Origin of the sequence: Paraburkholderia sp. 22099, from assembly GCF_052045835.1 — a bacterium.
Taxonomy (GTDB): Bacteria; Pseudomonadota; Gammaproteobacteria; order Burkholderiales; family Burkholderiaceae; genus Paraburkholderia; species Paraburkholderia terricola.
Window position 1 is genome coordinate 86,698 of sequence record NZ_JBQEPU010000022.1, and the last position, 20,778, is coordinate 107,475.

Consider the following 20,778-nt stretch of genomic DNA (forward strand, 5'->3'; position numbering starts at 1 on the left):
GCGGTTGGAGCGGCACTCAGCCGTGCGCTGGCCGCACGCCTCGTCCCAACCCCAACCGCGCTGCCGACTTTCTGTCCCGTGAGCCGGGGCCGGCCGGGCGTGATCAAGCTGACAGGTCTAAAACCAGACTGACATCGGGCAGCCAGGCGGTCCGGCATGGGGCGGGTCCGACCTCGAGGCGCAAGACCGCGATTCGCACGCGCAAGCGGCCGGCATCGCAACGACAATTGCACAATGCGTGCGCCCCGCTGGCGCGCGCGACGGAGAAAGGTATGGCGGGTCATTCGAAGTGGGCCAACATCAAGCATAAAAAAGCAGCGGCCGATGCCAAGCGCGGCAAGGTCTGGACGCGGCTCATCAAGGAAATTCAGGTCGCGGCGCGCATGGGCGGCGGCGACATCGACTCGAACCCGCGTCTGCGGCTCGCCGTCGAAAAGGCGTACGACGCCAACATGCCCAAAGACAACGTCAACCGCGCGATCCAGCGCGGCGTGGGCGGCGTGGACGGCGCAAGCTACGAGGAAATCCGCTACGAAGGCTACGGCATCGGCGGCGCGGCGGTCATCGTCGATACGATGACCGATAACCGCACGCGCACGGTGGCCGAAGTGCGTCACGCGTTCTCGAAGAACGGCGGCAACATGGGCACGGACGGCTCGGTGTCGTTCATGTTCGATCACGTCGGCCAGTTCCTGTTCGCGCCCGGCACGGCTGAAGACAAGCTGATGGAAGCCGCGCTCGAAGCCGGCGCCGACGACGTCGTCACGAACGACGACGGCAGTATCGAAGTGCTGTGCCCGCCGAACGATTTCCCGAAGGTGAAGACCGCGCTCGAAGCCGCGGGCTTCAAGGCCGAGCTGGCCGAGGTCACGATGAAACCTCAAACGGAAGTCGAATTCACCGGCGACGACGCAGTGAAAATGCAGAAGCTGCTCGACGCGCTGGAGAATCTGGACGACGTGCAGGAAGTCTATACAAACGCCGCCATCGCCGACGAATGAGCGCGCCCCCGCGGCGCGCGGCGCGAGTTCGCACCGAACACCGCGCCACGCCGCCGGCCGGCCCTCGCGTCGTCGCTGAACGGGCGTTGGCGGACGCTAGCGGGCCTTCGCGCCCGCTGCCCGCCACGGCCACTCCGGTTCGCTTATGTGCCCTGCGCCACTTCCCGGCTGCGAGCGCTGTGCGAATCTTGCTGATATCCACGGCTGAGCGCGCGCTGCGTCGGCCGTTCATGGTTTTTAAGTCTCGGGGATTCTCATGAAGTTACTCGTCGTCGGTTCCGGCGGTCGCGAACATGCGCTCGCATGGAAGCTCGCGCAATCGCCGCGGGTCCAGCTCGTCTACGTGGCGCCAGGCAACGGCGGCACCGTCCAGGACGAGCGTCTGCGCAACATCGACATGAGCGAGCCCGCCGCGCTCGCCGATTTCGCCGAGAAAGAGCAGATCGCCTTCACGCTGGTCGGGCCGGAAGCGCCGCTCGCCGCCGGCATCGTGAATCTGTTCCGCTCGCGCGGTCTGAAGATTTTCGGGCCGACCAAGGAGGCCGCTCAACTCGAAAGCTCGAAGGATTTCGCCAAGGCGTTCATGAAGCGTCACGCGATCCCGACCGCAGAATACGAAACCTTCGCCGACGTCGCCGCCGCGCACGCGTATCTGGACGCCAGGGGCGCGCCGATCGTCATCAAGGCCGACGGCCTCGCCGCCGGCAAGGGCGTGGTGGTCGCGCAAACGCTGGAAGAAGCGCACGCGGCGGTCGACATGATGCTGTCGGACAACAAGCTCGGCGACGCCGGCGCGCGTGTCGTGATCGAGGAATTCCTCACGGGCGAGGAAGCGAGCTTCATCGTGATGGTGGACGGCAAACACGTGCTGCCGCTCGCGTCGAGCCAGGACCACAAGCGCCTGCTCGACGGCGACCAGGGCCCGAACACCGGCGGCATGGGCGCGTATTCGCCCGCGCCGATCGTCACGCCGCAACTGCATGCGCGCGTGATGCGCGAAATCATTCTGCCGACCGTGCGCGGCATGGAGAGGGAAGGCATCCGCTATACGGGCTTCCTGTACGCCGGTTTGATGATCGACGCGCAAGGCAATCCGAAGACGCTCGAATTCAACTGCCGCATGGGCGACCCCGAAACGCAGCCGATCATGGCGCGTCTGAAGGGCGACTATTCGAAGGTGGTCGAGCAGGCAATCGCCGGCACGCTCGATACGGTCGAACTGGAATGGGACCGCCGTACCGCGCTGGGCGTCGTGCTCGCCGCGTACAACTATCCTGACACGCCGCGCAAGGGCGACCGTATCAGCGACATTCCCGCTGAAACCTCGGATTCGGTCACGTTCCACGCCGGCACCACGCTCGCGGACGGCAAGCTCACCACCTCGGGCGGCCGCGTGCTGTGCGTGGTGGGCCTGGCGGACTCGGTGCGCAGCGCCCAGTCGGTCGCGTATGAAACGATCAACCAGATTTCGTTCGACGGCATGCAGTATCGGCGCGACATCGGCTACCGGGCGCTGAACCGCAAGCACGACGCCAGGACCGAAGGCAAGCAGTAGGCCATGCCCCACTCGCCCGCGTGCGGCGCCAACGGCGCTACACTGCGGGTTTTCGCGACCGGTTTCGCGGCCGTTTCCGTGCTCATTGCATCAGGCGATGCCGATATCGGCTCATGCGGGCCAATAGCCCGACTGCCCGGCGCGAATCACCGTACCGCCGCGCCTTCGCAGGTTCATCCTGCCGATGGCCCGGCCGTCGCCCTTCACGTAGAACCCGCGGCACGACGAGCGTGCCGCCCTCAGCACCTGCATTCATGAACGATTCGAGCTTCGACGCACAGGCCGTGCGCAGCTGGCTGCAAGGCCTGCAAACGCAGATCGCGGACACGCTGGGCGCGTTCGACGGCACGCCGTTCGCAACCGACGCATGGCAGCGCGCCCCCGGCGAGAAGCTGCGCGGCGGCGGCTGCACGCGGATCCTGGAAGGCGGCAACTTCTTCGAGCGCGCCGGCATCGGCTTCTCCGACGTCGCGGGCGACGCGTTGCCCGGTTCGGCGAGCGCGGCGCGCCCGCAGTTGGCCGGGCGCGGCTTCGAGGCGATGGGCGTGTCGCTCGTGCTGCATCCGCACAATCCGCATTGCCCGACCGTGCATATGAACGTGCGCTTGCTGGTCGCCACCAAGGCCGGCGAGGAGCCGGTGTTCTGGTTCGGCGGCGGCATGGATCTCACGCCCTACTATGGCTACGAGGAAGACGCACGGCATTTTCACCGCGTCTGCCGCGACGCGCTGCAGCCTTATGGCGCGGAGCTTTACCCGAGTTTCAAGCGCTGGTGCGACGAGTATTTCTTCCTCAAGCACCGCAACGAACCGCGCGGCATCGGCGGGATTTTCTTCGACGATTTCTCCGCGCCGGGCTTCGCTCAATCGTTCGCGATGGTGAAGAGCGTCGGCGAGGGATTCCTCGAGGCGTATCTGCCGATCATCGAAAAGCGCCGCAACATTCCATATGGCCAGGCCGAGCGCGATTTCCAGGCTTACCGGCGCGGGCGCTACGTCGAGTTCAATCTGGTGTTCGACCGTGGCACACTGTTTGGGCTGCAAAGCGGCGGACGCACCGAATCGATTCTGATGTCGATGCCGCCTGTGGTGAACTGGCGCTACAACTGGCAGCCCGAGCCGGGCACGCCGGAAGCGCGCCTTTACAGCGATTTTCTCGTGCCGCGCGAATGGGTGTGAGGCCGGGCCGGCCCGCACGCCCCTTCACGTGGACACGACAAAAGGATCCTCACCTGAAGCCGAACGCTCATCCTGTCGCCCTGCCTCGCCGGATCGGACTGCTCGGCGGCACGTTCGATCCGATTCACGACGGCCACCTCGCGCTCGCGCGGCGTTTCGCCGAGGTGCTGCGCCTGACCGAACTGGTGCTGCTGCCGGCCGGTCAGCCGTGGCAGAAGTCGGACGTGTCGCCGGCCGTGCATCGACTCGCGATGACACGCGCCGCGGCAAGCGAACTGGTGCTGCCCGGCGTGGCCGTGCGGGTCGCGACCGACGAAATCGAACACGACGGCCCCACCTATACGGTCGACACGCTGCAACGCTGGCGCGAACGCGAAGGCGGGCAAGCGTCGATCGCGCTGCTGATCGGCGCGGATCAACTCGTGCACCTCGACACATGGCGCGACTGGCGGCGCCTGTTCGACTACGCGCACATTTGCGCGGCCACGCGGCCGGGCTTCGACCTCGCGTCGATTCCAGCGGCGCTGGCGCGGGAAATCGACGCGCGCCGCGCCCGCGCCGAGGTGCTGCAAGCCACGCCCAGCGGCCACTTGCTGATCGATACGACGCTGGCGTTCAACGTCTCGGCCACCGACATTCGCGCGCATCTGCGCGAACAGGTGAGCCGGCGGCTCGCCCAGCACGCGAGCGGCGAACCGCAAGACCAGAAACAGCGCGAGCGCGCGCAAGCAAGCCAGGACCAGGCCAAGGCCGTGAGCCATGTCCCCACCGCGGTGTGGGACTATATTCTTCAACATCATCTGTACCACCGGTAATCTCATGGATATTCGCAAACTGCAACGCGTGATCGTCGACGCTCTCGAAGACGTCAAGGCGCAAGACATCAAGGTGTTCAACACCAGCCACCTGACCGCGCTGTTCGATCGCGTGATCGTCGCGAGCGGCACCTCCAACCGACAGACCAAGGCGCTCGCTTCGAGCGTGCGGGAAGGCGTGAAGGAAGCCGGCGGCGACATCATCAGCACCGAGGGCGAGGACATCGGCGAATGGGTGCTGGTCGATTGCGGCGACGCGGTCGTGCACATCCTGCAACCGGCGCTGCGCCAGTACTACAACCTCGAGGAAATCTGGGGCGACAAGCCGGTGCGCATCAAGCTGTCGACGCCCGATCCGTTCGGCGGCGCGCGCTCGAGCGAGCCCGACGACGAGGACGAGGAAGACGAAGCGCCCGCCGCGAAGCCCGCGCGCAAGGCGACGGCGCGCCGCAAGTAAGCGCGCGTTGCCGGCCCGCCGCGTCGTCCGCAAGACAAGTTCGCGACCGCATTCGTGATGAAACTGCATATCCTCGCCGTCGGCCACAAGATGCCGGACTGGATCGCCACCGGCTTCGACGAATACGCGAAGCGCATGCCGCCCGAGCTGCGCATCGAGCCGCGCGAGATCAAGCCCGAGCAGCGTTCGTCGGGACGGCCGGCGGAAAGCGTGATGGCCGCCGAGCGGCAGAAGATCGAAGCCGCGTTGCCGAAGAACGCGCGCATCGTCGCGCTCGACGAACGCGGCAAGGACTGGACCACCATGCAGCTTGCGGGCGCCCTGCCCGGCTGGCAGCAGGACGGCCGCGACGTGGCGTTTCTGATCGGCGGCGCCGACGGGCTCGATCCCGATCTGAAGGCGCGCGCCGATATGCTGCTGCGCGTGTCGAGCCTCACCTTGCCGCACGCGATGGTCCGCGTGCTGCTCGCCGAGCAGCTTTACCGTGCGTGGACCATCACGCAAAATCACCCCTATCATCGCGCGTGAGCGAAACGGCTGGCGCCGCGCGGCAGGGCGATCGGCTCGTTGCCTCGTTGCCTCGTTGCCTCGTTGACTTGCGTTGCCGCGCATCTGTGCAAATGCTTATCCCTGCATCAAGCCGTGCGATTACGCACGCGGGTAAGCAGGCAAGCGCGCACGCCTCGCTGAGCGCGCATGCGCCCGCGCGTCGGACTGCGAGCAAGGCTCGCGCGACGCCGCGAGCAACGCGCTCACTCGCAGCTTGACGCCATCCGTTTCATCGAGACCTGTTCATGCCCATGCCCGCCGACTCGCTGCATCCGTTCGTTTATCTCGCCTCCCAAAGTCCGCGCCGCCAGGAGTTGCTGCAACAACTCGGCGTGCGCTTCGAACTGCTGCTGCCGCGTCCCGATGAAGATGCCGAGGCGCTTGAAGTGGAACTGCCCGGCGAGCACGCGCGCGACTACGTGCAGCGCGTGTGCGTCGCCAAGGCGCACGCGGCCCGGGCGCGCCTCGTAGCGGGAGGACATGCCGCACGGCCGATCCTGGTTGCGGATACAACCGTCACGATCGACGACGCGATTCTCGGCAAGCCGGTCGACGCGGACGACGCCGTCACGATGCTCGCGCGCCTCGCCGGACGCGCTCACGAAGTGCTGACGGCCGTTGCCGTGGTGGACGCGCAAGGCGCGCTGCTGCCCGCCGCGCTATCGGTGTCGAAGGTGCGTTTTGCTGCAATGCACGCAGACGCGATCCGTCGCTATGCGGCGAGCGGCGAGCCGCTCGGCAAGGCGGGCGCCTACGGCGTGCAGGGACGCGCCGCCGAGTTCATCGAGCATATCGACGGGTCCTATTCAGGTATCATGGGTTTGCCGCTTTTTGAAACCGCTGCGCTCCTGCGCGCAGCGCGCATCGACTTCTAAAACAACACCATGAATGAAGAAATCCTGATCAATGTCACGCCGCAGGAAACGCGCGTCGCGCTCGTTCAGCAAGGCGCCGTCCAGGAACTTCACGTCGAGCGAACGCTGTCGCGCGGGCGCGTCGGCAACGTCTATCTGGGCAAGGTCGTGCGCGTGTTGCCGGGCATGCAATCGGCTTTCATCGACATCGGTCTCGAACGCGCCGCGTTTTTGCACGTAGCCGATATCTGGCATCCGCGCATTGCCGGCGAACCGCAGCATCAGGCGCCGCATCAGCCGATCGAGAAGATCGTGTTCGAAGGGCAAACGCTGATGGTGCAGGTCGTCAAGGACCCGATCGGCACCAAGGGTGCGCGGCTCTCCACGCAAGTGAGCATTGCCGGGCGCACGCTGGTGTATCTGCCGCAGGAACCGCACATCGGCATCTCGCAGAAGATCGAAAGCGAGGCCGAACGCGAAGCGGTGCGCGCGCGCTTGACCGCAGTGCTGCCCGCCGATGAAAAAGGCGGCTACATCGTACGCACGATCGCCGAAGATGCAAGCAGCGAGGAACTCGCCGGCGACGTCGCGTATCTGCGCAAGACGTGGGCGACGATCATTTCGCAAGGCCAGCGCATGCCGCCCACCAGCCTGCTGTATCAGGATCTGAATCTCGCGCAACGCGTGCTGCGCGATTTCGTCAACGACGAAACGTCGCGCATTCAGGTCGACTCGCGCGAGACGTATCAAATGCTCGCCGACTTCGCCGCGGAATTCACGCCGGCGGTGTCGTCGAAGCTGCATCACTACACCGGCGAGCGGCCGCTCTTCGATCTGTACAACATCGAGGCGGAAATTCAGCGCGCGCTGTCGCGCCGGGTGGAGCTGAAGTCGGGCGGCTATCTCGTGATCGACCAGACCGAAGCGATGACCACCATCGACGTGAACACCGGCGGCTACGTCGGCGCGCGCAACTTCGACGACACGATCTTCAAGACCAATCTCGAAGCCGCGCACACCATCGCGCGGCAATTGCGGCTGCGTAACCTCGGCGGCGTGATCATCATCGACTTCATCGATATGGAAAACGTCGAGCATCGCGACCAGGTGCTGGGCGAATTGAAGAAGGCGTTGTCGCGCGATCGCACGCGCGTGACCGTGAATGGTTTTTCGCAGCTCGGGCTGGTGGAGATGACGCGCAAGCGAACGCGCGAATCGCTCGCGCATGTGCTGTGCGAGCCTTGCCCCGTGTGCCAGGGCAAGGGGCAAGTCAAGACGCCGCGCACCGTGTGCTATGACGTGCTGCGCGAGATCCTGCGCGAATCGCGGCAGTTCAATCCGCGCGAGTTTCGCGTGGTGGCGTCGCAGCAGGTGATCGATCTGTTTCTCGAGGAAGAGTCGCAGCATCTGGCGATGCTGATGGATTTCATCGGCAAGACGGTGTCGTTGCAGGTGGAGTCGAATTTGAGCCAGGAGCAGTACGACATCGTGTTGATGTGAACCGCCATGCATGATCGACCGGCCTGGAATGCGCCAAGGGTGGCCACCGGATTCTCGATCGGCGATGTAATTGCCGCAGTCCTTTTATTCCGTTCGAAAGCGCATGCAATTGGCATTCGGGTCGCCCTGGCGATTGACAACAGGGCGCAACAAACGCCTAACAATTTGGCATAAAAGGTCGCGGCCAACCGTCCGCGCGCCGCTTTTTAAGCCCCGCTCAGCGGGGCTTAATTGTTCTGCGAACCGGATCAGTGTCGATGTTTCATCAAATCACGAAGATGATGCTCCCTGAACCACTGGCTTAGCCGCTCCTCATTGCTGGATGCGGCCCAAATCGCAGCGCCACATGCAACGACGACAATCCCCAACAAAATCGCCAACATTGAATCCGACATGGCGGCCTCCTTATCAGGTTGCGACCATGCTTACATTTTAGGCGATGATCAATCGGCAATTTGACGTTGGCAGTTCGCGGAAAATTAACCTAGTCTATTCGTTAGACGCAAATAAATAGAGCCTTCGGCCGAACACGAGGAATGACACGGGAGATATATGAATATCCTTATCGACCAGGATATTGCGCATATCAGTCGCGTGATGCGGCTGTCGTCGTATGGTGAGTTGGGTGATCCTCATCTCTCAACCCATTACTGGCGACAGCGGCTCAACGCGCTCCTCGATTACGACCACCTCACGCAAGCTCAGCTTCGCGCAGTGGATGGCCTGCTATTGGAACTCGACGAACTCACCGACGACAGTCCGTATTAGATCGGTTCGCTCAAACCGATTGCCAGGCAACGACGAGGAGGGATGTGCCATGCACGCCGATCAAGTTCAATACAAGACGTCGACCATCATGCCGCTGGCGCCCATTTCGATACCGGGCTATGCGGCGATGGCCGTGGTGACGCATCGAAACGGCAAGCGGGAGACGTTCGGCATTCTGGGGTACTTTGCGTCCGAGAAGGCGGCCTGTCAGTTCGCTATCGAGTACGCGAAAGCCCGTATCGATGGACGTCGTCGGCCCGTGCCGGGACGCGAAGGCCAACAAGCCGCTACCCCCGCGGCAACGCCGCCTCGATAAACACCGCGCACAACGCTTCCATCCCCTTCGCGTCTTCTTCGTCGAAACGCGCGACGACCGGACTATCCACATCCCATACGCCGATCAGCGTGCCGTCGGGCGCGACGAGCGGCACGACGATTTCCGACTGCGATGCCGAATCGCACGCAATGTGCCCCGGAAACGCGTGCACGTCGCGCACCACTTGCGTCTGCCGGGTTTGCGCGGCCGTGCCGCAGACGCCCTTGCCGAGCGCGATGCGCACGCAGGCCGGCTTGCCCTGGAACGGGCCGACCACCAGTTCCCGGCCGTCGTGAAAGTAGAAGCCGGCCCAGTTCAGATCGCTCAGCGAATGGAACACGAACGCGGAAAAATTCGCGGCGTTGGCGATCCAGTCGGTTTCGCCGGCGAGCAGTGCACGCGCCTGCCCGACCAGTTCTTCGTATTGCGCGGCCTTGGGCAGATGCGTGGTGGAGGAGACTTCGAACATGGCGACGTCCGTGATGAAAGCGAAAAGAGGAACAGCAAGGCCGTGCAGTTTAAATCAAGCGGCCATTTCGTTCAGCACGGGTGCCGATCCTCATTCGACACCGAGAATCACGCTCGATGCCTTGAAAATCGCCGTTGCCGACTGGCCGCTCGCGAGACCCAGGCGTTCCACGCTTTCGTTGGTAATGATCGCCGCGATGCTTGCGCCGCTCGTCCCGCCCGCGCTGATCGTCACTTCGGAATTCACCGCGCCCTTCGTCACCGCGGACACCGTGCCGGCGATGCAATTGCGCGCCGACACCTGGCGCTTCTCCACGTCGACCATCACGATCACCGACGATGCCTTGACCAGCGCGAACGCCTTCTTTCCTGGCGCAAGTCCGAGCGACGTGGCGCTACCGTGTGTGACGATCGAGACGATCTCGAGACCGTCGTCGGTGCGCAGCGTGACTTCGTCGTTCACCGCGCCGCGTTTGACTGCGGTCACTTCGCCGGCGAATTGATTGCGGGCGCTGGTTTGCATGCCGTTCTCCTGGTTTCGTGGTTACCTGGTTGAAGCAGCCTCGCAAAACGCGTTTCGAGGCAAGGGGTCGAACAAGCAAGGCGAGTGTAGCGGACCACTCGCCGCGCGTGGCGGGATCGTGCGAGGCGCGCTATCGCCTCAGTCAACGCCAGTCAGCAGTCAGCCCCGGCCCGTTTCGATCCGCATCGACCACCCCGCCGCGCCGCGCGACACCGTATCATCGTGCCCTGGACCTTCCACGCCGAACCCTATGCCTGTCGCCGTTTTTTCCCGCCTTGCCGCCGCGTTGCCGAGCGCCTGCCGCGCCGCCGCGCTGTGCACCGCCTTCACCGCTCTGGCGACGATCGCCGCCTGCAGCAACCCCTCGTCGCCACGCGACGCGCATGCGCCGCTCGACACCGTCGCGCTCTACCCGATCGCCAATTACGACCAGAACGTCGACCACTGGCTGGAGCCGGATAGCCCGAGCTACGACCGGCCGTTCCTGAGCCCCGCCGAACAGCGGGCGCACTTCAAGGCGCTCCACGCGCGCTACTTCGGCACCGGCACGAGCTCGCCCTCGCCGTGGAATTCCGCTTACGTGACGATGCGCGTGTACCGCCAGCAAGGGGCGGACATCGCCGCGTTGCAAGAGCGCCGCATCGCCAAGTTCGACAACTCCGGCAAGCGCGGCGCGGCCGTCGGCTACGGCGAAAATTTCCGGCCGCACGACAAGGCGTGGATCGACGCCATCGCGCAAAACATGGACGTCGGGCAGTTCACGCAGGAACCCGTCTACCAGCCGGAGCGCCGCGCGATCGCCACGAACAACCTGATGGTGCGCGAGCTGCCGACGACGGACCCGTCGTTCTACGACCACCGTCTGGCCGGCGAAGGCTATCCGTTCGACAATCTGCAAATCTCGGCCGTGCGGCCGGGCACGCCGCTGTACGTATTGGGCGGCAGCGCCGACGGCGCATGGCGCTACGTGCAAACGCCCGACGTGCAAGGCTGGGTGCGCAGCGACGGGCTCGGCATGGCCGACGAGCGCTTCGTCGACAGCTGGCGCGCCGCCGCGGCAAAGTCGCTGGGCGCGGTGACGGTGGCGTCGGCGCCGGTGCGTGACAGCCGCGGCGTATTCCGCTTCGATGCGCCGGCGGGCACGCTGCTGCCGCTCGCACCAATCGCGATCGCCGATTCCCGAGCGGGCAAGGCACCCAGCCCCGACGCCCCCATCGCCCGCAAAGTCCTCGTGCCTGCCCGCGATGCGGACGGCCACGCGCTCATTCGCAGCGCCGAACTCAGCGACGCGCAAATCGCTCCGATGCCGCTCGCCGCCACCCCGCGTCATCTGGCGACGCTGCTCAAAGCGCTGATCGGCCGGCCTTACGGCTGGGGCAACAGCGGGCTCTACAACGACTGCTCGTCGGAATTGCAAAGCATCTTCGCGGCCTTCGGCGTATGGCTGCCGCGCCATTCGTCGACGCAGATGAGCGCCGGGCGCATGACCGATCTATCGGCGTCCACGCCCGCGCAGCGGCTCGATTATCTGGCCGGGCACGGCGAACCGATGCGCACGCTGATCTACATCGGCGGCCACGTGATGCTTTATCTCGGCAACACGACCCGCAACGGCGTCGCGGTGCCGGTGGTCTATCAGGACGTGTGGGGGCTGCGGCCCGCCGACAACAGCCGGCGCGCGGTGATCGGCGGCTCGGTGATCCTGCCGCTGCTGGAACACATCCCCGAGGACGCCGCGCTGCAATCGCTCGCGGCGACGCCGATTTTCCAGATCAGCATCCTCGGTGCGCCGGACGGCGGCGCGGCAACGCCGCCTGACGACGACAATCCGGCCGGCTGAACGCCTCGCCGGTCCTGGACCATGCATGCGGCCAGCCAGGCGCTGCGTCCGCGGCAGGCGGAGACACACGGAACCGCACACCCGTACTCAAAAATATTTTTCCCGGAGTGTCGATTCCACGGCGCGGTGCTCGTCGTAACGTTGAAGACCCGGCTCGCGCAGCCGGTCTTTCACCTCACGAACCTGTTACTTCAAGGAGTCGCCGTCATGTCCAGCCCCGCTGTCAAACCGATCCCCGAAGGCATGCATTCGCTCACGCCCTATCTGGTCTGCGCGAATGCCGCGAACGCCATCGCGTTCTACGTGAAAGCCTTCAATGCCGTCGAACAGTTCCGCCTGCCCGCGCCGGACGGCCGGGTCATGCACGCGTGCCTGAAGATCGGCGACTCCATGCTGATGCTGACCGACGAATGGCCGGAGCATCAAACGTTCGGTCCGAATTCACTGAAAGGCACGCCGGTCACGATTCATCACTATGTGCAGGATGTCGACGCCAGTTTCAGGCAGGCGGTCGAAGCGGGCGCCACGGTGACCCTGCCCGTGACCGACATGTTCTGGGGCGACCGCTACGGTCAGGTGAAAGACCCGTTCGGCCATAGCTGGTCGCTGGCCACGCACAAGCGCGATCTGAGCATGGAAGAGATTCAGGCCGGCATGCGCGACATGCAGTGCGGTCAGCCGTGAACCGCACGCGCCATCCATAAACAGGAGACTCGTCATGCAAAAGATTGCGCCGTGCCTGTGGTGCGACGGCAATGCGGAAGAAGTCGCGCGCTTCTATACGTCGGTGTTTTCCAATTCCCGCATCGCCACCACCCTGCACTACACGGAAGCCGGCCCCGGCCCGGAGGGCGGCGCGCTGGCCGTGACGTTCGAGATCGACGGCCAGGAGTTCATGGCGATGAACGGCGGCCCGGATTACCCGTTCACGCCGGCCATTTCGCTGTTCGTGCACTGCGGCTCGCAACAGGAGGTCGACCACTACTGGGCGAAACTCGGCGAGGGCGGCGCGCCCTGGCAATGCGGCTGGCTTCGGGACAAGTTCGGCGTCTCGTGGCAGATCGCGCCTGACGCCCTCCTCCGCATGCTGCAAGATCCGGACAGGGTGAAAGCGAATCGCGTGATGCAGGCCATGATGACAATGATCAAGCTGGACATCGCGACGCTCGAAGAGGCTTATCGCGGAGGCTGATGCGCCGTTGCGAAACGGCCGTGAAGGCCGGACCGTCATGAAGCGCCATCAGGGCGGCCGGCCACGAGACCGCGATGTTTGATACGATCGGTCTCGACCCATGAACGGCGGGATATGAACGGTGCGCGTCAACCATCAGGCTTTCTTCTACTCGCTGTTCGTCGCGCGCCTCGCCGATCAGATCCTGCTGTTTCTCGTGCCGCTCGTCGTATTTCAAACGACGCACCAGGTCTCGTGGTCGGGCCTCGCGTTCTTTATCGAAACGCTGCCGCGCTACCTGGTGTTTCCCTTCTTCGGCGCTTTATGCGACCGCATTTCGCCGCTCAGGCTGATGCGGGTCAGTCAGACCATACGGGCGCTGGTGTGTTTCGGCGGCGTGCTGGCCTATGCGCTGTTTGGCGGCATCGGCTGGCTGATCGCGCTATCGGCTTTATGCGGCGTGTTGACGAGCCAGGGCCTCGTCGCGCGCGAAGTGATGTTGCCGCGGATCTTCAGCACGCAGCAGTTTCAGCGCGTGCTCGCCTACTCGCAGTTGGCCGATCAATTGGGTTTCGTGCTCGGCCCGATGCTGGCCGCGCTGCTGCTCGGCCTGTGGCGCTGGGAATGGGTGGTCGCCGCAACGGGCGTGCTGTTCCTGCTCGCCGACGGCGCGCTGCTACTGTGGCAACACATGAGCGGCTTTCGCGCCGACGCCCCGCCTTCCGCCGCACCGGGCCACTGGACGTTGCCGTTACGCATCGCGCTGCGCCACGTGCTGGTCCTGCCCGGCCTGAAAAAAATCGTGCTGCTCGCCGCCGCCGAAAATCTGGTGATCGGCGTCACGCTCGCCACCTCGGCGGCGATGGTCACCGGCTTTCACGCGCAATCGGACCGCTACTATGCCGGGCTGCAAACGGCCGGCGCCGTCGCCACTGTGGTGATTCTCCTGGCGATCGCGCGCAACGCGTGGCGGGCCGCGATGTTGGGCCGGGTCGCGTTCGTCTCGATCTGCGCGGGCGGCGTGATCGCCGGCGCGAGCGCGGCGCCGTGGGGCTATGCGCTCGGCTTCTTGCTGATCGTCGGCTTCGACAAGATGTTCAACGTCTACATTCGCAGCGCGCGGCAGAAAATCATTCCGCCGCAGGACTACGGCAAGACCACCGGCGTGATCATCCTGCTGAACAACATGACGCAGCCGCTTGCCGGTCTGCTGGTGGGTGTGTTCTCGGCGCGCACGCAAACCGGTCCGCTGATCGTGGCGCTCACGGTGGCGATGGGCGGCATCGGCGCGGCGGTCTCGGTCGGCTCGGCGTTGCTTCGGCGCAAACGCGCGTTGGTGCTCGGCGAATAGCGCGCATCCGGTTTATTCGAAAGCCGGGCGCTTCACTTCCCTACTCGCTCGCAACGCAGCTAGATCGCCTCGCAGACGACGGCAAACTTCACCAGTTGCGTCGGCCCGAACGCATTGCTAATGGCGACGTCGGCGGCGTCGCGCCCGCGCGCCATCAAGACCCGCCCCGTGCGTGGTGCGTTGTTGCGCGGGTCGAACGTCTGCCAGCATCCGCCGATATACGCCTCGAACCACGCGGCGAAATCCATCGGCGCATAAGGCGGCGGCAGGTTGACATCGCTGATATAGCCGGTGCAATACCGCGCCGGTATGTTCATCGCCCGACATAGCGTGACCGCCAGATGCGCGAAGTCGCGACACACGCCCTTTCTTTCCTGCCAGGCCTGCCATGCTGTCTTGGTGGGCCGCGCGAAGTCGTAGCCGAACACGATATGGTTGTGCGTGTAATCGCAGATCGCATCCACGCGCTCACGGCCGAGCGGCAACTTGCCGAACGTCTGCCATGCGAATTCGGACAACAGGTCGGTCTCGCAGTAGCGGCTGCCCAGCAGAAACACCAGCGTATCGTCAGGGAGTGCTTCGACCGGATGCTGATGCGTAAATGGCGGCCGCGTCTCGGGCACCGACGAGACTTCGAGCACCGCGCTCGTGGAGAGCGCTATCGTGCCCGGCGGCGCCACCAGCCGGCTGCATAGATTGCCGAAGCCGTCCCGATACTGCGTGATCGGCACCGGAGGATGGACCGTCAGCACGTCCGGGCTCAGCACCTCGTGCGCATGCGAGTAGTGCGTGTTCAACATCAACATCATCGGCGTGGGTTGCTCGCAACCATAGACCAGCTCGTAGCCAACGTGCAATTTCATTGCGGCGTCCTCTTCCAGTTGAAACGTGCTCTCAACGAGAGGCTTCCGCTTTCAGCATACACCCGCCATATTGGCTCAGATCATTCATTTGGCGGTGACGTCGCGCGTGTGGAAGTTATCAACAGAAACTGGGAACAAATCTGTGCATAACTGTCCGACAAAATCCGCAACCTGTTGATGCGATTGCCGTTTTTACAGTGACGCCGGAAGTTGGGCACGTCACGCGTGCTGCCACGAACGCCGGAAGGCGCCAGCGTGCGTCATTCGCGCAGCGCGCCTGCCGCGGCATCGTCCGCGCCTTGCTGGCCCGCCTGTGCATGGCGGGCTTCCTCGCGCCATTGCTGGCGCGAGCGAACCATTCTGCGCACCGCGAGGCGCGCCATTCTGGTCCAGCCCGATGGCCGCGGGTCCGCGAGCATGCTGAGCGCGCGGGCGTAATCGAGCGTGAGGCCGGGCGTCCACGCCATCGTCGCGGCGCGTTTGCGCAGTTGCGCGGCCACCCACAATTCCGGCGTCGTGACCACGCGCAAAAACGGCCGCCAGCCGCCGAGGCCACCCCACACGCGCGCCGACGCGCCCTCGATCGCCGCCTCGAGCGCACGCGACACGCTGCTCGAACAATTGCGATACGTGAGGTTGTAGGTCGTGTCCTGCCGATAGCTGTCCCAGAAGCGGCGCAGGCGCGCGGGATCGTAATTGCGGATGCGCACCTGAACCGTCGACGGACACCACGCCTTCGCTTCCGTGCGGTAATCGGGCTGGAATACGCCGGGCACGTCGTTCTCGCGCGTGGCGCGCAACAGCCGCGCGAAGTCGTCGGGCGAACGATCGATTTCGACGCCCGGATACAGGCTGATATAGATGCCCTCGGGCGATTCGAGCGCCGCGTGTCCGGTCGAAATCACGCCGTTGCGATCCACGGCCGCGATATAGCGATCGACGATCGGCTGCCGCCGCGCCTCGCCTTTCGCCGAACCCACCGGCGTCCATACGTGCACGGTCAGCGCGGCTTCGTCGGGGGCGGGCGGACCGTCCCATTCGACTGCGGCCAGCCGGCCGGGAGCCGCCGCGCCTGCCGCGGAACTCGCGACATCGGCTTCGGCATCACCGGACGCCACCGCCGGATTCGACGCGAGACGCCGCACGCGCGTGCTCAGCAAGAGCAGATTCCAGCCGCCGAACATCAGGCCGAGCCCGAGGCAGTAGGGCACGGTGCCGACATAGTGAGTCGGATACGGCTGATAGAAGAAAATCGCCAGCGCGATTTCGACGACGCCGCCGATCACCGCGAGCTTCCACGTGCGGTAACGCACCACTCTGGCGGAGACGATTTGCAGCAGTCCGTCGGCGAGAAACAGCGTGCCGAAGATCATCGACAGAATGAAGTGGCCGTGATGATGGCCGGCGAGTATCAGCGCCGCCGCGAAGCAGAACGCGAGTCCCTTCACGTAGCGCAGCGTGCGTTGCCCGCCCATGCCCGTCCAGGCGACCGCCAGCGTGGCGAGCCCTTCGAGCAGCAGTAAAAATGCAAACGGCATGATGGGGAAATAGAGCGCGCCGTCGAGCGCGTCGATGAACACCACCATGCCGAGCAGCAGGCTCACGCAGCCGATGCGCTGCAACGAGCGCCAGCGCGTGCGCAGATAATCGACGCCGAGCAGAATCATGACCAGACGAACCATCGCAAAGCCTCCTCGGGCAACGCGTTGTCCCGACCGCAATCTTCACACATTCACGATAACGTCGCTCAACGCACCGGCGCGTCGAGGACAGTCGCGGCTCAGGCCGCCGCGGCTTGCGGCATCGCCTCGCCCTGTTCGCCGCCCAACGCGTCGAGCAGATCACCGAGCATGCGGTCGAGTTCGGCGGTCATCAGCGTGAGGTCGGAATCGAAGCGCTCGTCGTCGTTCTGCGCGGTGGAGTCGCCCGCTTCCTTCAACACGTCGAGCGGCGCGATGCGCTTGATCGTGAGCGACGGCGTCAGCACGAACGACACGCGGTCGTTCCACGTCATCGCGAGCCGCATGCATTGCTTGCCGGCTTCGATATGACGGCGCATATCCTCGGCGTCGAGAGCGTGTCCCACGTAACGCACGGTCGCGTTGCCCTCGGCGGGCGAACGCAACTCGGTGTCCTGGTCGAGCGTGAAGCCCGCGGGACCTTCGCCGGCGACGAGCCACCCGGTCATCGCCGCGACCGGCGATTGCGTGACGCGCACCGTGCCGAGCGGCAACTGATCGATCGATTTGACGAGCAGGCCGCGCACTTCGTCGGCGACGGCTTGCGAGGCCGCGTCGATCACGAGCCAGCCGCTTTTCGTGTCGATCCACACGCGCGTGTCGCGGCGAATGCTGAAGGCGCGCGGCAGCAGTTCGTCCGTGACCTGCTCCTTGAGTTCGCGCATCTGCTTGCGGCCGGGTTTGAAGCCTTGCTGCTCTTCGAGATCGGCGGCGCGCGCCTTGGTCACCTGCGTGACGACCGAGGCAGGCAGCAGTTTCTTTTCGGTGCGAAACGTCAGCAGCATCTGGCCATTGAGCGAGTACACCAGCGATTCGTTATCGCGCGGCGAGGCCCAGCCGTGGCTTTGCATTTCGACGCTGTTGCCGGGTGCGAACGCGTGCGGCGCGAGCCATTTCTCCATTTGTGCGGGGGTGACGGACCACGGAGCGGGAAGACGGTGCAACTGAAGGTTTTTGAACCACATGGCGGGGTTGTTTATGGGCAAGGCGGGCCATTTTATATGACGGCGGGCGGGGCGGCGTCGATGGGGTGTGGTGGGCGACGAGTCCCGCGTTGGCATCGCCGTTAGCCCCCCTCTCGCCGGCATCCGCGCGCTCGGCCGTCGACGGTTCGTCGGCCCTGAATCCCGTGCGGTTGAGCAGCATCAGCGTGGCCACCAGCGAAACGGCCGCATACAGCGCGGACGACACGGCCACGCCGACGATGCTGCCGGTCGTGTTCAGCAACCATTGCGCGCACGGCGGCGTTGCGCCGCCGACGAGCAGCGAACACATCTGATAAGCGAGCGACAGCCCGGTATAGCGCACGTTGGCGGGAAACGCGCGCGAGGATGCCGGCGATCGCGCCGTAGAACATCGCGTGCGGGATCGTGGCGAGGCACATGCCGAGCAACGCGAGCCATTTTCAAACCAAACCCGAAAATCCTTCAAACACCAGCCCGATTATCAAACCTTGCCGTTCACCAGAGAATGCGCGTCGTCCCAACCCACTTCTCTGGAACACGTCATGCCCCCTCTCCTCTCCACCCGGTTGGCCCATCTCGCGCTGATCGCTGCAAGCCTCGCTGGCGCGATGAACGCCCACGCCGCGAGCGACGACGCACTGCCCGCGCCACGCCATCTCGCCATGCATGCCGCTTCGGAAAAGAGCGCCGCGGTCGCACTGGCCGCGCGCCGCTACGCCGCGTTCTGGAACACCGGCGACGAGGCCTATGCGAAGCTCGCGCTGTCGCCCGCGTTCATCGACCGCACCTTGCCTGACGGACGGCCGCAAGGTCCCGAGGGTCCGTTGCAGGCGTCGAAGGGATTTCGCGCGGCCGTGCCCGACCTGCGCGCCGACATCGACGACCTCGTGGTGGCCGGCGACCGCGCGTCGGTTCATCTGCATTTTCGCGGACACTTCACCGGCCGGTTCCAGAACCTCGAAGGCCACGGCGAAACCATCGACTTCCAGGCTTTCGACCTCTATCGCGTGAAAGACGGCCGCATCGTCGAGAACTGGCACCTCGAGGACAACCTGACGCTGCTAAAGCAACTGGGCGCGATCAAGCCATAGTGGTTTCGCCGCATCGGACCTGGGGCGCGCTTCGCGCTGAAATCGCCTAGACTTTTTGACAGGCGTGCCGCGGAAATCGATCGCCAGCACCGTGACGGACCGACGATGATGTCCATCGGCCACGCGCTAGCAGCGCACACGTCATCCGCACGGCTCGCACGGAGATAAGCCATGTCCGATAACCCAGCCACCTGGCAGATGGTCGAGTACGAAGGATTCGAAATCCACGTATCGCCCCGGCCGAAGCAACCCGATGACGGCCGCTTCACCTACATCGGCTATGTGTGCCACCCCGGCGCGGACCCGGCGATTCCGGGTCACGCGGTGCCGTTTCATGCCGACGGCGAAGAGTCGTTCGCCAGCATCGAGGACGCGTGCTACGAAGCCGTGCATGCGGGGCGCAGCATCGTCGACGGCACGCACCCGGACCTGTCGGTGCTCTCGCTGGTGACCGGCGGCGTGTAGCGGGCGAACGCGCCGCCCGTCGCGGAACCGGAAGGCGTTCAGTCGGCGGCAGCCGGCACGGGTGGCCGGCCGCGAGGGGAAATCCGCCGCGCCAGCGTCAGCATGCGCTGGTTCGCGCTCTCGGGCGCGAAGGTCGCCACTTTCCTGTGTGCACGACGCACCAGCGTTTGACGCAATTCGGTATCCGTTTGCAGGCGCTCGATCGCGCGAGCCAGTGCGTCCACGTCGCCCGGCGGCACCAGCAAGCCGGCCTTGCCCCCTTCGAGCAGGTCGCGCGGACCGGTCGGGCAATCGGTCGAAATCACCGGCGTGCCGAGCGCCATCGCCTCGCCCAGCACCATGCCGAAGCCCTCGTAGCGGCTGCTCAGGATCAGCATTTCCGCCGCGCGGATATAGGGAAACGGATTCGCGCGGAAACCCAGAAAGTGCACCGACTCGCGTATGCCGAGTTCTCGCGCGAGTTCCTCCAGCGCGGCGCGGTCGCGGCCCTCGCCGATCAGCACGAGGTCGACCGGACGCAGCCGCTTGGCGCGATGCTGCGCGAACGCGCGCAGCAGGGTCTTGTGGTCTTTTTGCCCTTCGTCGAGCCGGGCCACCGAGACGATGAACGACTCCGCCGGCCGCTCGATCGACGGACGCGCCTTCAGCCGCAGCGATTCCACGTCGATCACATTGGGGAGTTCCGCCACATGCGAACGCTGGCCGGCGAACAGGTCGCGCGCCTCGCGCAACATGTCGGGCGTGAGAACCGCAATCGCGTCGTAGCGCGCATAGTGTCTGACACGGCGAGCGACATAGCGCCTGCTCTTGCCGCCAAGGCGCGTGGCAAGACTGAAGTGACTGACGCCGAACCACGGCACGCCGTACTTGCCCGCAAGATGCCGCAACGAAAAGTCGAAGTCGCAGACCATCTCATGGCCGCCCGCCAGGCGGCGAAAGCGGTTCGCGGCGAGCGGCCGGATCAGACAGTAGGTCAGCGCCTTGTGCAACAGCTTGAGCGGCACACTCAGTTTCCGTTGGCGCTGGGCGCCGTGCAACGCGTACATCCACCGCGACGACGCCAGCACGTGAACAGGCACGTCGTCGGGAATGCCCTGCGCGCGCCAGAACGCCAGTTCCTCGGTCGGATAAGTGACCGAAAGGCTCGGCGCAAAGAGCCGCCGGTCGAGCACCTTGAGCCAGGCGAGCAAGGATGTCTCCGTGCCGCCCTTGCCGAAGTCGTTGATGTGAAACAGGATGCGGCGCGGCGGATCGATCTGATCCGGGCCATCGTCTTCACTCTCGTATTTCATGCTGTGCCCCGCATCCT

General features: G+C 65.0%; 22 protein-coding genes and 1 pseudogene. 16 read left to right on the top strand and 7 right to left on the bottom strand.

The annotated features are described in order from the left end of the window. Positions 1 to 272: 272 nt before the first annotated feature. From ACTJLC_RS21165 to ACTJLC_RS21210, 10 genes are all read left to right on the top strand, one after another. Complete coding sequence (locus ACTJLC_RS21165) at positions 273 to 1,001, top strand: YebC/PmpR family DNA-binding transcriptional regulator (RefSeq protein ID WP_073429535.1); 729 nt, start codon at positions 273 to 275, stop codon at positions 999 to 1,001. Positions 1,002 to 1,257: 256 nt separating this feature from the next. Further along, positions 1,258 to 2,556, top strand: coding sequence for a phosphoribosylamine--glycine ligase (gene purD, locus ACTJLC_RS21170; RefSeq protein ID WP_440845032.1), 1,299 nt, complete (start codon positions 1,258 to 1,260; stop codon positions 2,554 to 2,556). 254 nt (positions 2,557 to 2,810) lie between these two features. Beyond that, positions 2,811 to 3,734 (top strand): oxygen-dependent coproporphyrinogen oxidase, encoded by a 924-nt coding sequence (gene hemF, locus ACTJLC_RS21175; RefSeq protein WP_073429533.1) that lies wholly within the window; start codon positions 2,811 to 2,813, stop codon positions 3,732 to 3,734. Further along, a complete protein-coding gene (locus ACTJLC_RS21180; RefSeq protein ID WP_440845034.1) occupies positions 3,725 to 4,549 on the top strand; it encodes a nicotinate-nucleotide adenylyltransferase in 825 nt (274 codons plus the stop codon). Before hemF ends, ACTJLC_RS21180 begins: the two co-directional genes overlap by 10 nt. A 4-nt stretch (positions 4,550 to 4,553) precedes the next feature. Beyond that, a complete protein-coding gene (gene rsfS / locus ACTJLC_RS21185) occupies positions 4,554 to 5,006 on the top strand; it encodes a ribosome silencing factor (RefSeq protein WP_073429532.1) in 453 nt (150 codons plus the stop codon). A 57-nt stretch (positions 5,007 to 5,063) separates the two neighbouring features. Continuing rightward, positions 5,064 to 5,534 (top strand): 23S rRNA (pseudouridine(1915)-N(3))-methyltransferase RlmH, encoded by a 471-nt coding sequence (gene rlmH, locus ACTJLC_RS21190; protein WP_440845037.1) that lies wholly within the window; start codon positions 5,064 to 5,066, stop codon positions 5,532 to 5,534. 266 nt (positions 5,535 to 5,800) lie between these two features. Continuing rightward, positions 5,801 to 6,430 (top strand): Maf family protein, encoded by a 630-nt coding sequence (locus ACTJLC_RS21195; protein ID WP_073429531.1) that lies wholly within the window; start codon positions 5,801 to 5,803, stop codon positions 6,428 to 6,430. A gap of 9 nt (positions 6,431 to 6,439) precedes the next feature. Then, on the top strand, positions 6,440 to 7,909 hold the full coding sequence (rng, locus tag ACTJLC_RS21200; RefSeq protein WP_073429530.1) for a ribonuclease G: 1,470 nt from the start codon (positions 6,440 to 6,442) through the stop codon (positions 7,907 to 7,909). Positions 7,910 to 8,461: 552 nt separating this feature from the next. Next, positions 8,462 to 8,677 carry a hypothetical protein gene (locus tag ACTJLC_RS21205; RefSeq protein ID WP_073429529.1) on the top strand — a complete coding sequence of 72 codons (216 nt, stop codon included), beginning with the start codon at positions 8,462 to 8,464 and terminating at the stop codon, positions 8,675 to 8,677. Between the two features lie 49 nt (positions 8,678 to 8,726). Then, a complete protein-coding gene (locus ACTJLC_RS21210) occupies positions 8,727 to 8,993 on the top strand; it encodes a hypothetical protein (RefSeq protein ID WP_073429528.1) in 267 nt (88 codons plus the stop codon). Here the strand turns inward: ACTJLC_RS21210 and ACTJLC_RS21215 are convergent. Both ACTJLC_RS21215 and ACTJLC_RS21220 read right to left on the bottom strand, forming a co-directional pair. Beyond that, complete coding sequence (locus ACTJLC_RS21215; protein ID WP_073429527.1) at positions 8,965 to 9,462, bottom strand: GAF domain-containing protein; 498 nt, start codon at positions 9,460 to 9,462, stop codon at positions 8,965 to 8,967. The two genes, ACTJLC_RS21210 and ACTJLC_RS21215, sit on opposite strands and share 29 nt — an antisense overlap. A 90-nt stretch (positions 9,463 to 9,552) precedes the next feature. Then, the gene (locus ACTJLC_RS21220; protein ID WP_073429526.1) at positions 9,553 to 9,984 is read right to left on the bottom strand and encodes a TOBE domain-containing protein; all 432 of its coding nucleotides are present in this window, start codon (positions 9,982 to 9,984) and stop codon (positions 9,553 to 9,555) included. A 250-nt stretch (positions 9,985 to 10,234) separates the two neighbouring features. Between ACTJLC_RS21220 and ACTJLC_RS21225 the strand changes: the two genes are divergently transcribed. The 4 genes from ACTJLC_RS21225 to ACTJLC_RS21240 all read left to right on the top strand — a co-directional run bounded on the left by ACTJLC_RS21225 (position 10,235) and on the right by ACTJLC_RS21240 (position 14,346). Further along, positions 10,235 to 11,824, top strand: coding sequence for an SH3 domain-containing C40 family peptidase (locus ACTJLC_RS21225; protein ID WP_073429525.1), 1,590 nt, complete (start codon positions 10,235 to 10,237; stop codon positions 11,822 to 11,824). A 207-nt stretch (positions 11,825 to 12,031) separates the two neighbouring features. Then, complete coding sequence (locus tag ACTJLC_RS21230; RefSeq protein ID WP_073429524.1) at positions 12,032 to 12,508, top strand: VOC family protein; 477 nt, start codon at positions 12,032 to 12,034, stop codon at positions 12,506 to 12,508. Between the two features lie 34 nt (positions 12,509 to 12,542). Next, positions 12,543 to 13,016: a VOC family protein gene (locus ACTJLC_RS21235; RefSeq protein ID WP_440845041.1), complete on the top strand. Its 474-nt coding sequence runs from the start codon at positions 12,543 to 12,545 to the stop codon at positions 13,014 to 13,016. A gap of 121 nt (positions 13,017 to 13,137) precedes the next feature. Next, a complete protein-coding gene (locus ACTJLC_RS21240) occupies positions 13,138 to 14,346 on the top strand; it encodes an MFS transporter (RefSeq protein ID WP_073429522.1) in 1,209 nt (402 codons plus the stop codon). 59 nt (positions 14,347 to 14,405) lie between these two features. On the opposite strand, the gene ACTJLC_RS21245 is transcribed toward ACTJLC_RS21240, so the two are convergent. From ACTJLC_RS21245 to ACTJLC_RS21260, 4 genes and pseudogenes are all read right to left on the bottom strand, one after another. Beyond that, positions 14,406 to 15,209: a transglutaminase-like domain-containing protein gene (locus tag ACTJLC_RS21245; protein ID WP_073429521.1), complete on the bottom strand. Its 804-nt coding sequence runs from the start codon at positions 15,207 to 15,209 to the stop codon at positions 14,406 to 14,408. Positions 15,210 to 15,469: 260 nt separating this feature from the next. Continuing rightward, positions 15,470 to 16,891 carry an HdeD family acid-resistance protein gene (locus ACTJLC_RS21250; RefSeq protein ID WP_073429520.1) on the bottom strand — a complete coding sequence of 474 codons (1,422 nt, stop codon included), beginning with the start codon at positions 16,889 to 16,891 and terminating at the stop codon, positions 15,470 to 15,472. A gap of 98 nt (positions 16,892 to 16,989) precedes the next feature. Beyond that, positions 16,990 to 17,913 (bottom strand): recombination-associated protein RdgC, encoded by a 924-nt coding sequence (locus tag ACTJLC_RS21255; RefSeq protein ID WP_073429519.1) that lies wholly within the window; start codon positions 17,911 to 17,913, stop codon positions 16,990 to 16,992. A gap of 88 nt (positions 17,914 to 18,001) precedes the next feature. Continuing rightward, positions 18,002 to 18,350: pseudogene (locus tag ACTJLC_RS21260) on the bottom strand (MFS transporter); the annotation flags it as partial. Between the two features lie 105 nt (positions 18,351 to 18,455). Between ACTJLC_RS21260 and ACTJLC_RS21265 the strand changes: the two are divergent. Continuing rightward, positions 18,456 to 19,004 carry an ester cyclase gene (locus tag ACTJLC_RS21265; RefSeq protein WP_073429518.1) on the top strand — a complete coding sequence of 183 codons (549 nt, stop codon included), beginning with the start codon at positions 18,456 to 18,458 and terminating at the stop codon, positions 19,002 to 19,004. Between the two features lie 171 nt (positions 19,005 to 19,175). Then, positions 19,176 to 19,469: a hypothetical protein gene (locus tag ACTJLC_RS21270; protein WP_073429517.1), complete on the top strand. Its 294-nt coding sequence runs from the start codon at positions 19,176 to 19,178 to the stop codon at positions 19,467 to 19,469. Positions 19,470 to 19,507: 38 nt separating this feature from the next. Here ACTJLC_RS21270 and ACTJLC_RS21275 read toward each other — a convergent pair whose 3' ends face one another. Then, on the bottom strand, positions 19,508 to 20,761 hold the full coding sequence (locus ACTJLC_RS21275) for a glycosyltransferase (protein ID WP_073429516.1): 1,254 nt from the start codon (positions 20,759 to 20,761) through the stop codon (positions 19,508 to 19,510). Positions 20,762 to 20,778 lie beyond the last annotated feature (17 nt).

What these genes read in the sequence shown, in the direction of transcription:
- ACTJLC_RS21165 (WP_073429535.1), top strand. Translation starts at nt 273, where the DNA reads ATGGCGGGTCATTCGAAGTGGGCCAACATCAAGCATAAAAAAGCAGCG.
- purD (WP_440845032.1), top strand. Translation starts at nt 1,258, where the DNA reads ATGAAGTTACTCGTCGTCGGTTCCGGCGGTCGCGAACATGCGCTCGCA.
- hemF (WP_073429533.1), top strand. Translation starts at nt 2,811, where the DNA reads ATGAACGATTCGAGCTTCGACGCACAGGCCGTGCGCAGCTGGCTGCAA.
- ACTJLC_RS21180 (WP_440845034.1), top strand. Translation starts at nt 3,725, where the DNA reads ATGGGTGTGAGGCCGGGCCGGCCCGCACGCCCCTTCACGTGGACACGA.
- rsfS (WP_073429532.1), top strand. Translation starts at nt 4,554, where the DNA reads ATGGATATTCGCAAACTGCAACGCGTGATCGTCGACGCTCTCGAAGAC.
- rlmH (WP_440845037.1), top strand. Translation starts at nt 5,064, where the DNA reads ATGAAACTGCATATCCTCGCCGTCGGCCACAAGATGCCGGACTGGATC.
- ACTJLC_RS21195 (WP_073429531.1), top strand. Translation starts at nt 5,801, where the DNA reads ATGCCCATGCCCGCCGACTCGCTGCATCCGTTCGTTTATCTCGCCTCC.
- rng (WP_073429530.1), top strand. Translation starts at nt 6,440, where the DNA reads ATGAATGAAGAAATCCTGATCAATGTCACGCCGCAGGAAACGCGCGTC.
- ACTJLC_RS21205 (WP_073429529.1), top strand. Translation starts at nt 8,462, where the DNA reads ATGAATATCCTTATCGACCAGGATATTGCGCATATCAGTCGCGTGATG.
- ACTJLC_RS21210 (WP_073429528.1), top strand. Translation starts at nt 8,727, where the DNA reads ATGCACGCCGATCAAGTTCAATACAAGACGTCGACCATCATGCCGCTG.
- ACTJLC_RS21215 (WP_073429527.1), bottom strand. Translation starts at nt 9,462, where the DNA reads ATGTTCGAAGTCTCCTCCACCACGCATCTGCCCAAGGCCGCGCAATAC.
- ACTJLC_RS21220 (WP_073429526.1), bottom strand. Translation starts at nt 9,984, where the DNA reads ATGCAAACCAGCGCCCGCAATCAATTCGCCGGCGAAGTGACCGCAGTC.
- ACTJLC_RS21225 (WP_073429525.1), top strand. Translation starts at nt 10,235, where the DNA reads ATGCCTGTCGCCGTTTTTTCCCGCCTTGCCGCCGCGTTGCCGAGCGCC.
- ACTJLC_RS21230 (WP_073429524.1), top strand. Translation starts at nt 12,032, where the DNA reads ATGTCCAGCCCCGCTGTCAAACCGATCCCCGAAGGCATGCATTCGCTC.
- ACTJLC_RS21235 (WP_440845041.1), top strand. Translation starts at nt 12,543, where the DNA reads ATGCAAAAGATTGCGCCGTGCCTGTGGTGCGACGGCAATGCGGAAGAA.
- ACTJLC_RS21245 (WP_073429521.1), bottom strand. Translation starts at nt 15,209, where the DNA reads ATGAAATTGCACGTTGGCTACGAGCTGGTCTATGGTTGCGAGCAACCC.
- ACTJLC_RS21250 (WP_073429520.1), bottom strand. Translation starts at nt 16,891, where the DNA reads ATGGTTCGTCTGGTCATGATTCTGCTCGGCGTCGATTATCTGCGCACG.
- ACTJLC_RS21255 (WP_073429519.1), bottom strand. Translation starts at nt 17,913, where the DNA reads ATGTGGTTCAAAAACCTTCAGTTGCACCGTCTTCCCGCTCCGTGGTCC.
- ACTJLC_RS21265 (WP_073429518.1), top strand. Translation starts at nt 18,456, where the DNA reads ATGCCCCCTCTCCTCTCCACCCGGTTGGCCCATCTCGCGCTGATCGCT.
- ACTJLC_RS21270 (WP_073429517.1), top strand. Translation starts at nt 19,176, where the DNA reads ATGTCCGATAACCCAGCCACCTGGCAGATGGTCGAGTACGAAGGATTC.
- ACTJLC_RS21275 (WP_073429516.1), bottom strand. Translation starts at nt 20,761, where the DNA reads ATGAAATACGAGAGTGAAGACGATGGCCCGGATCAGATCGATCCGCCG.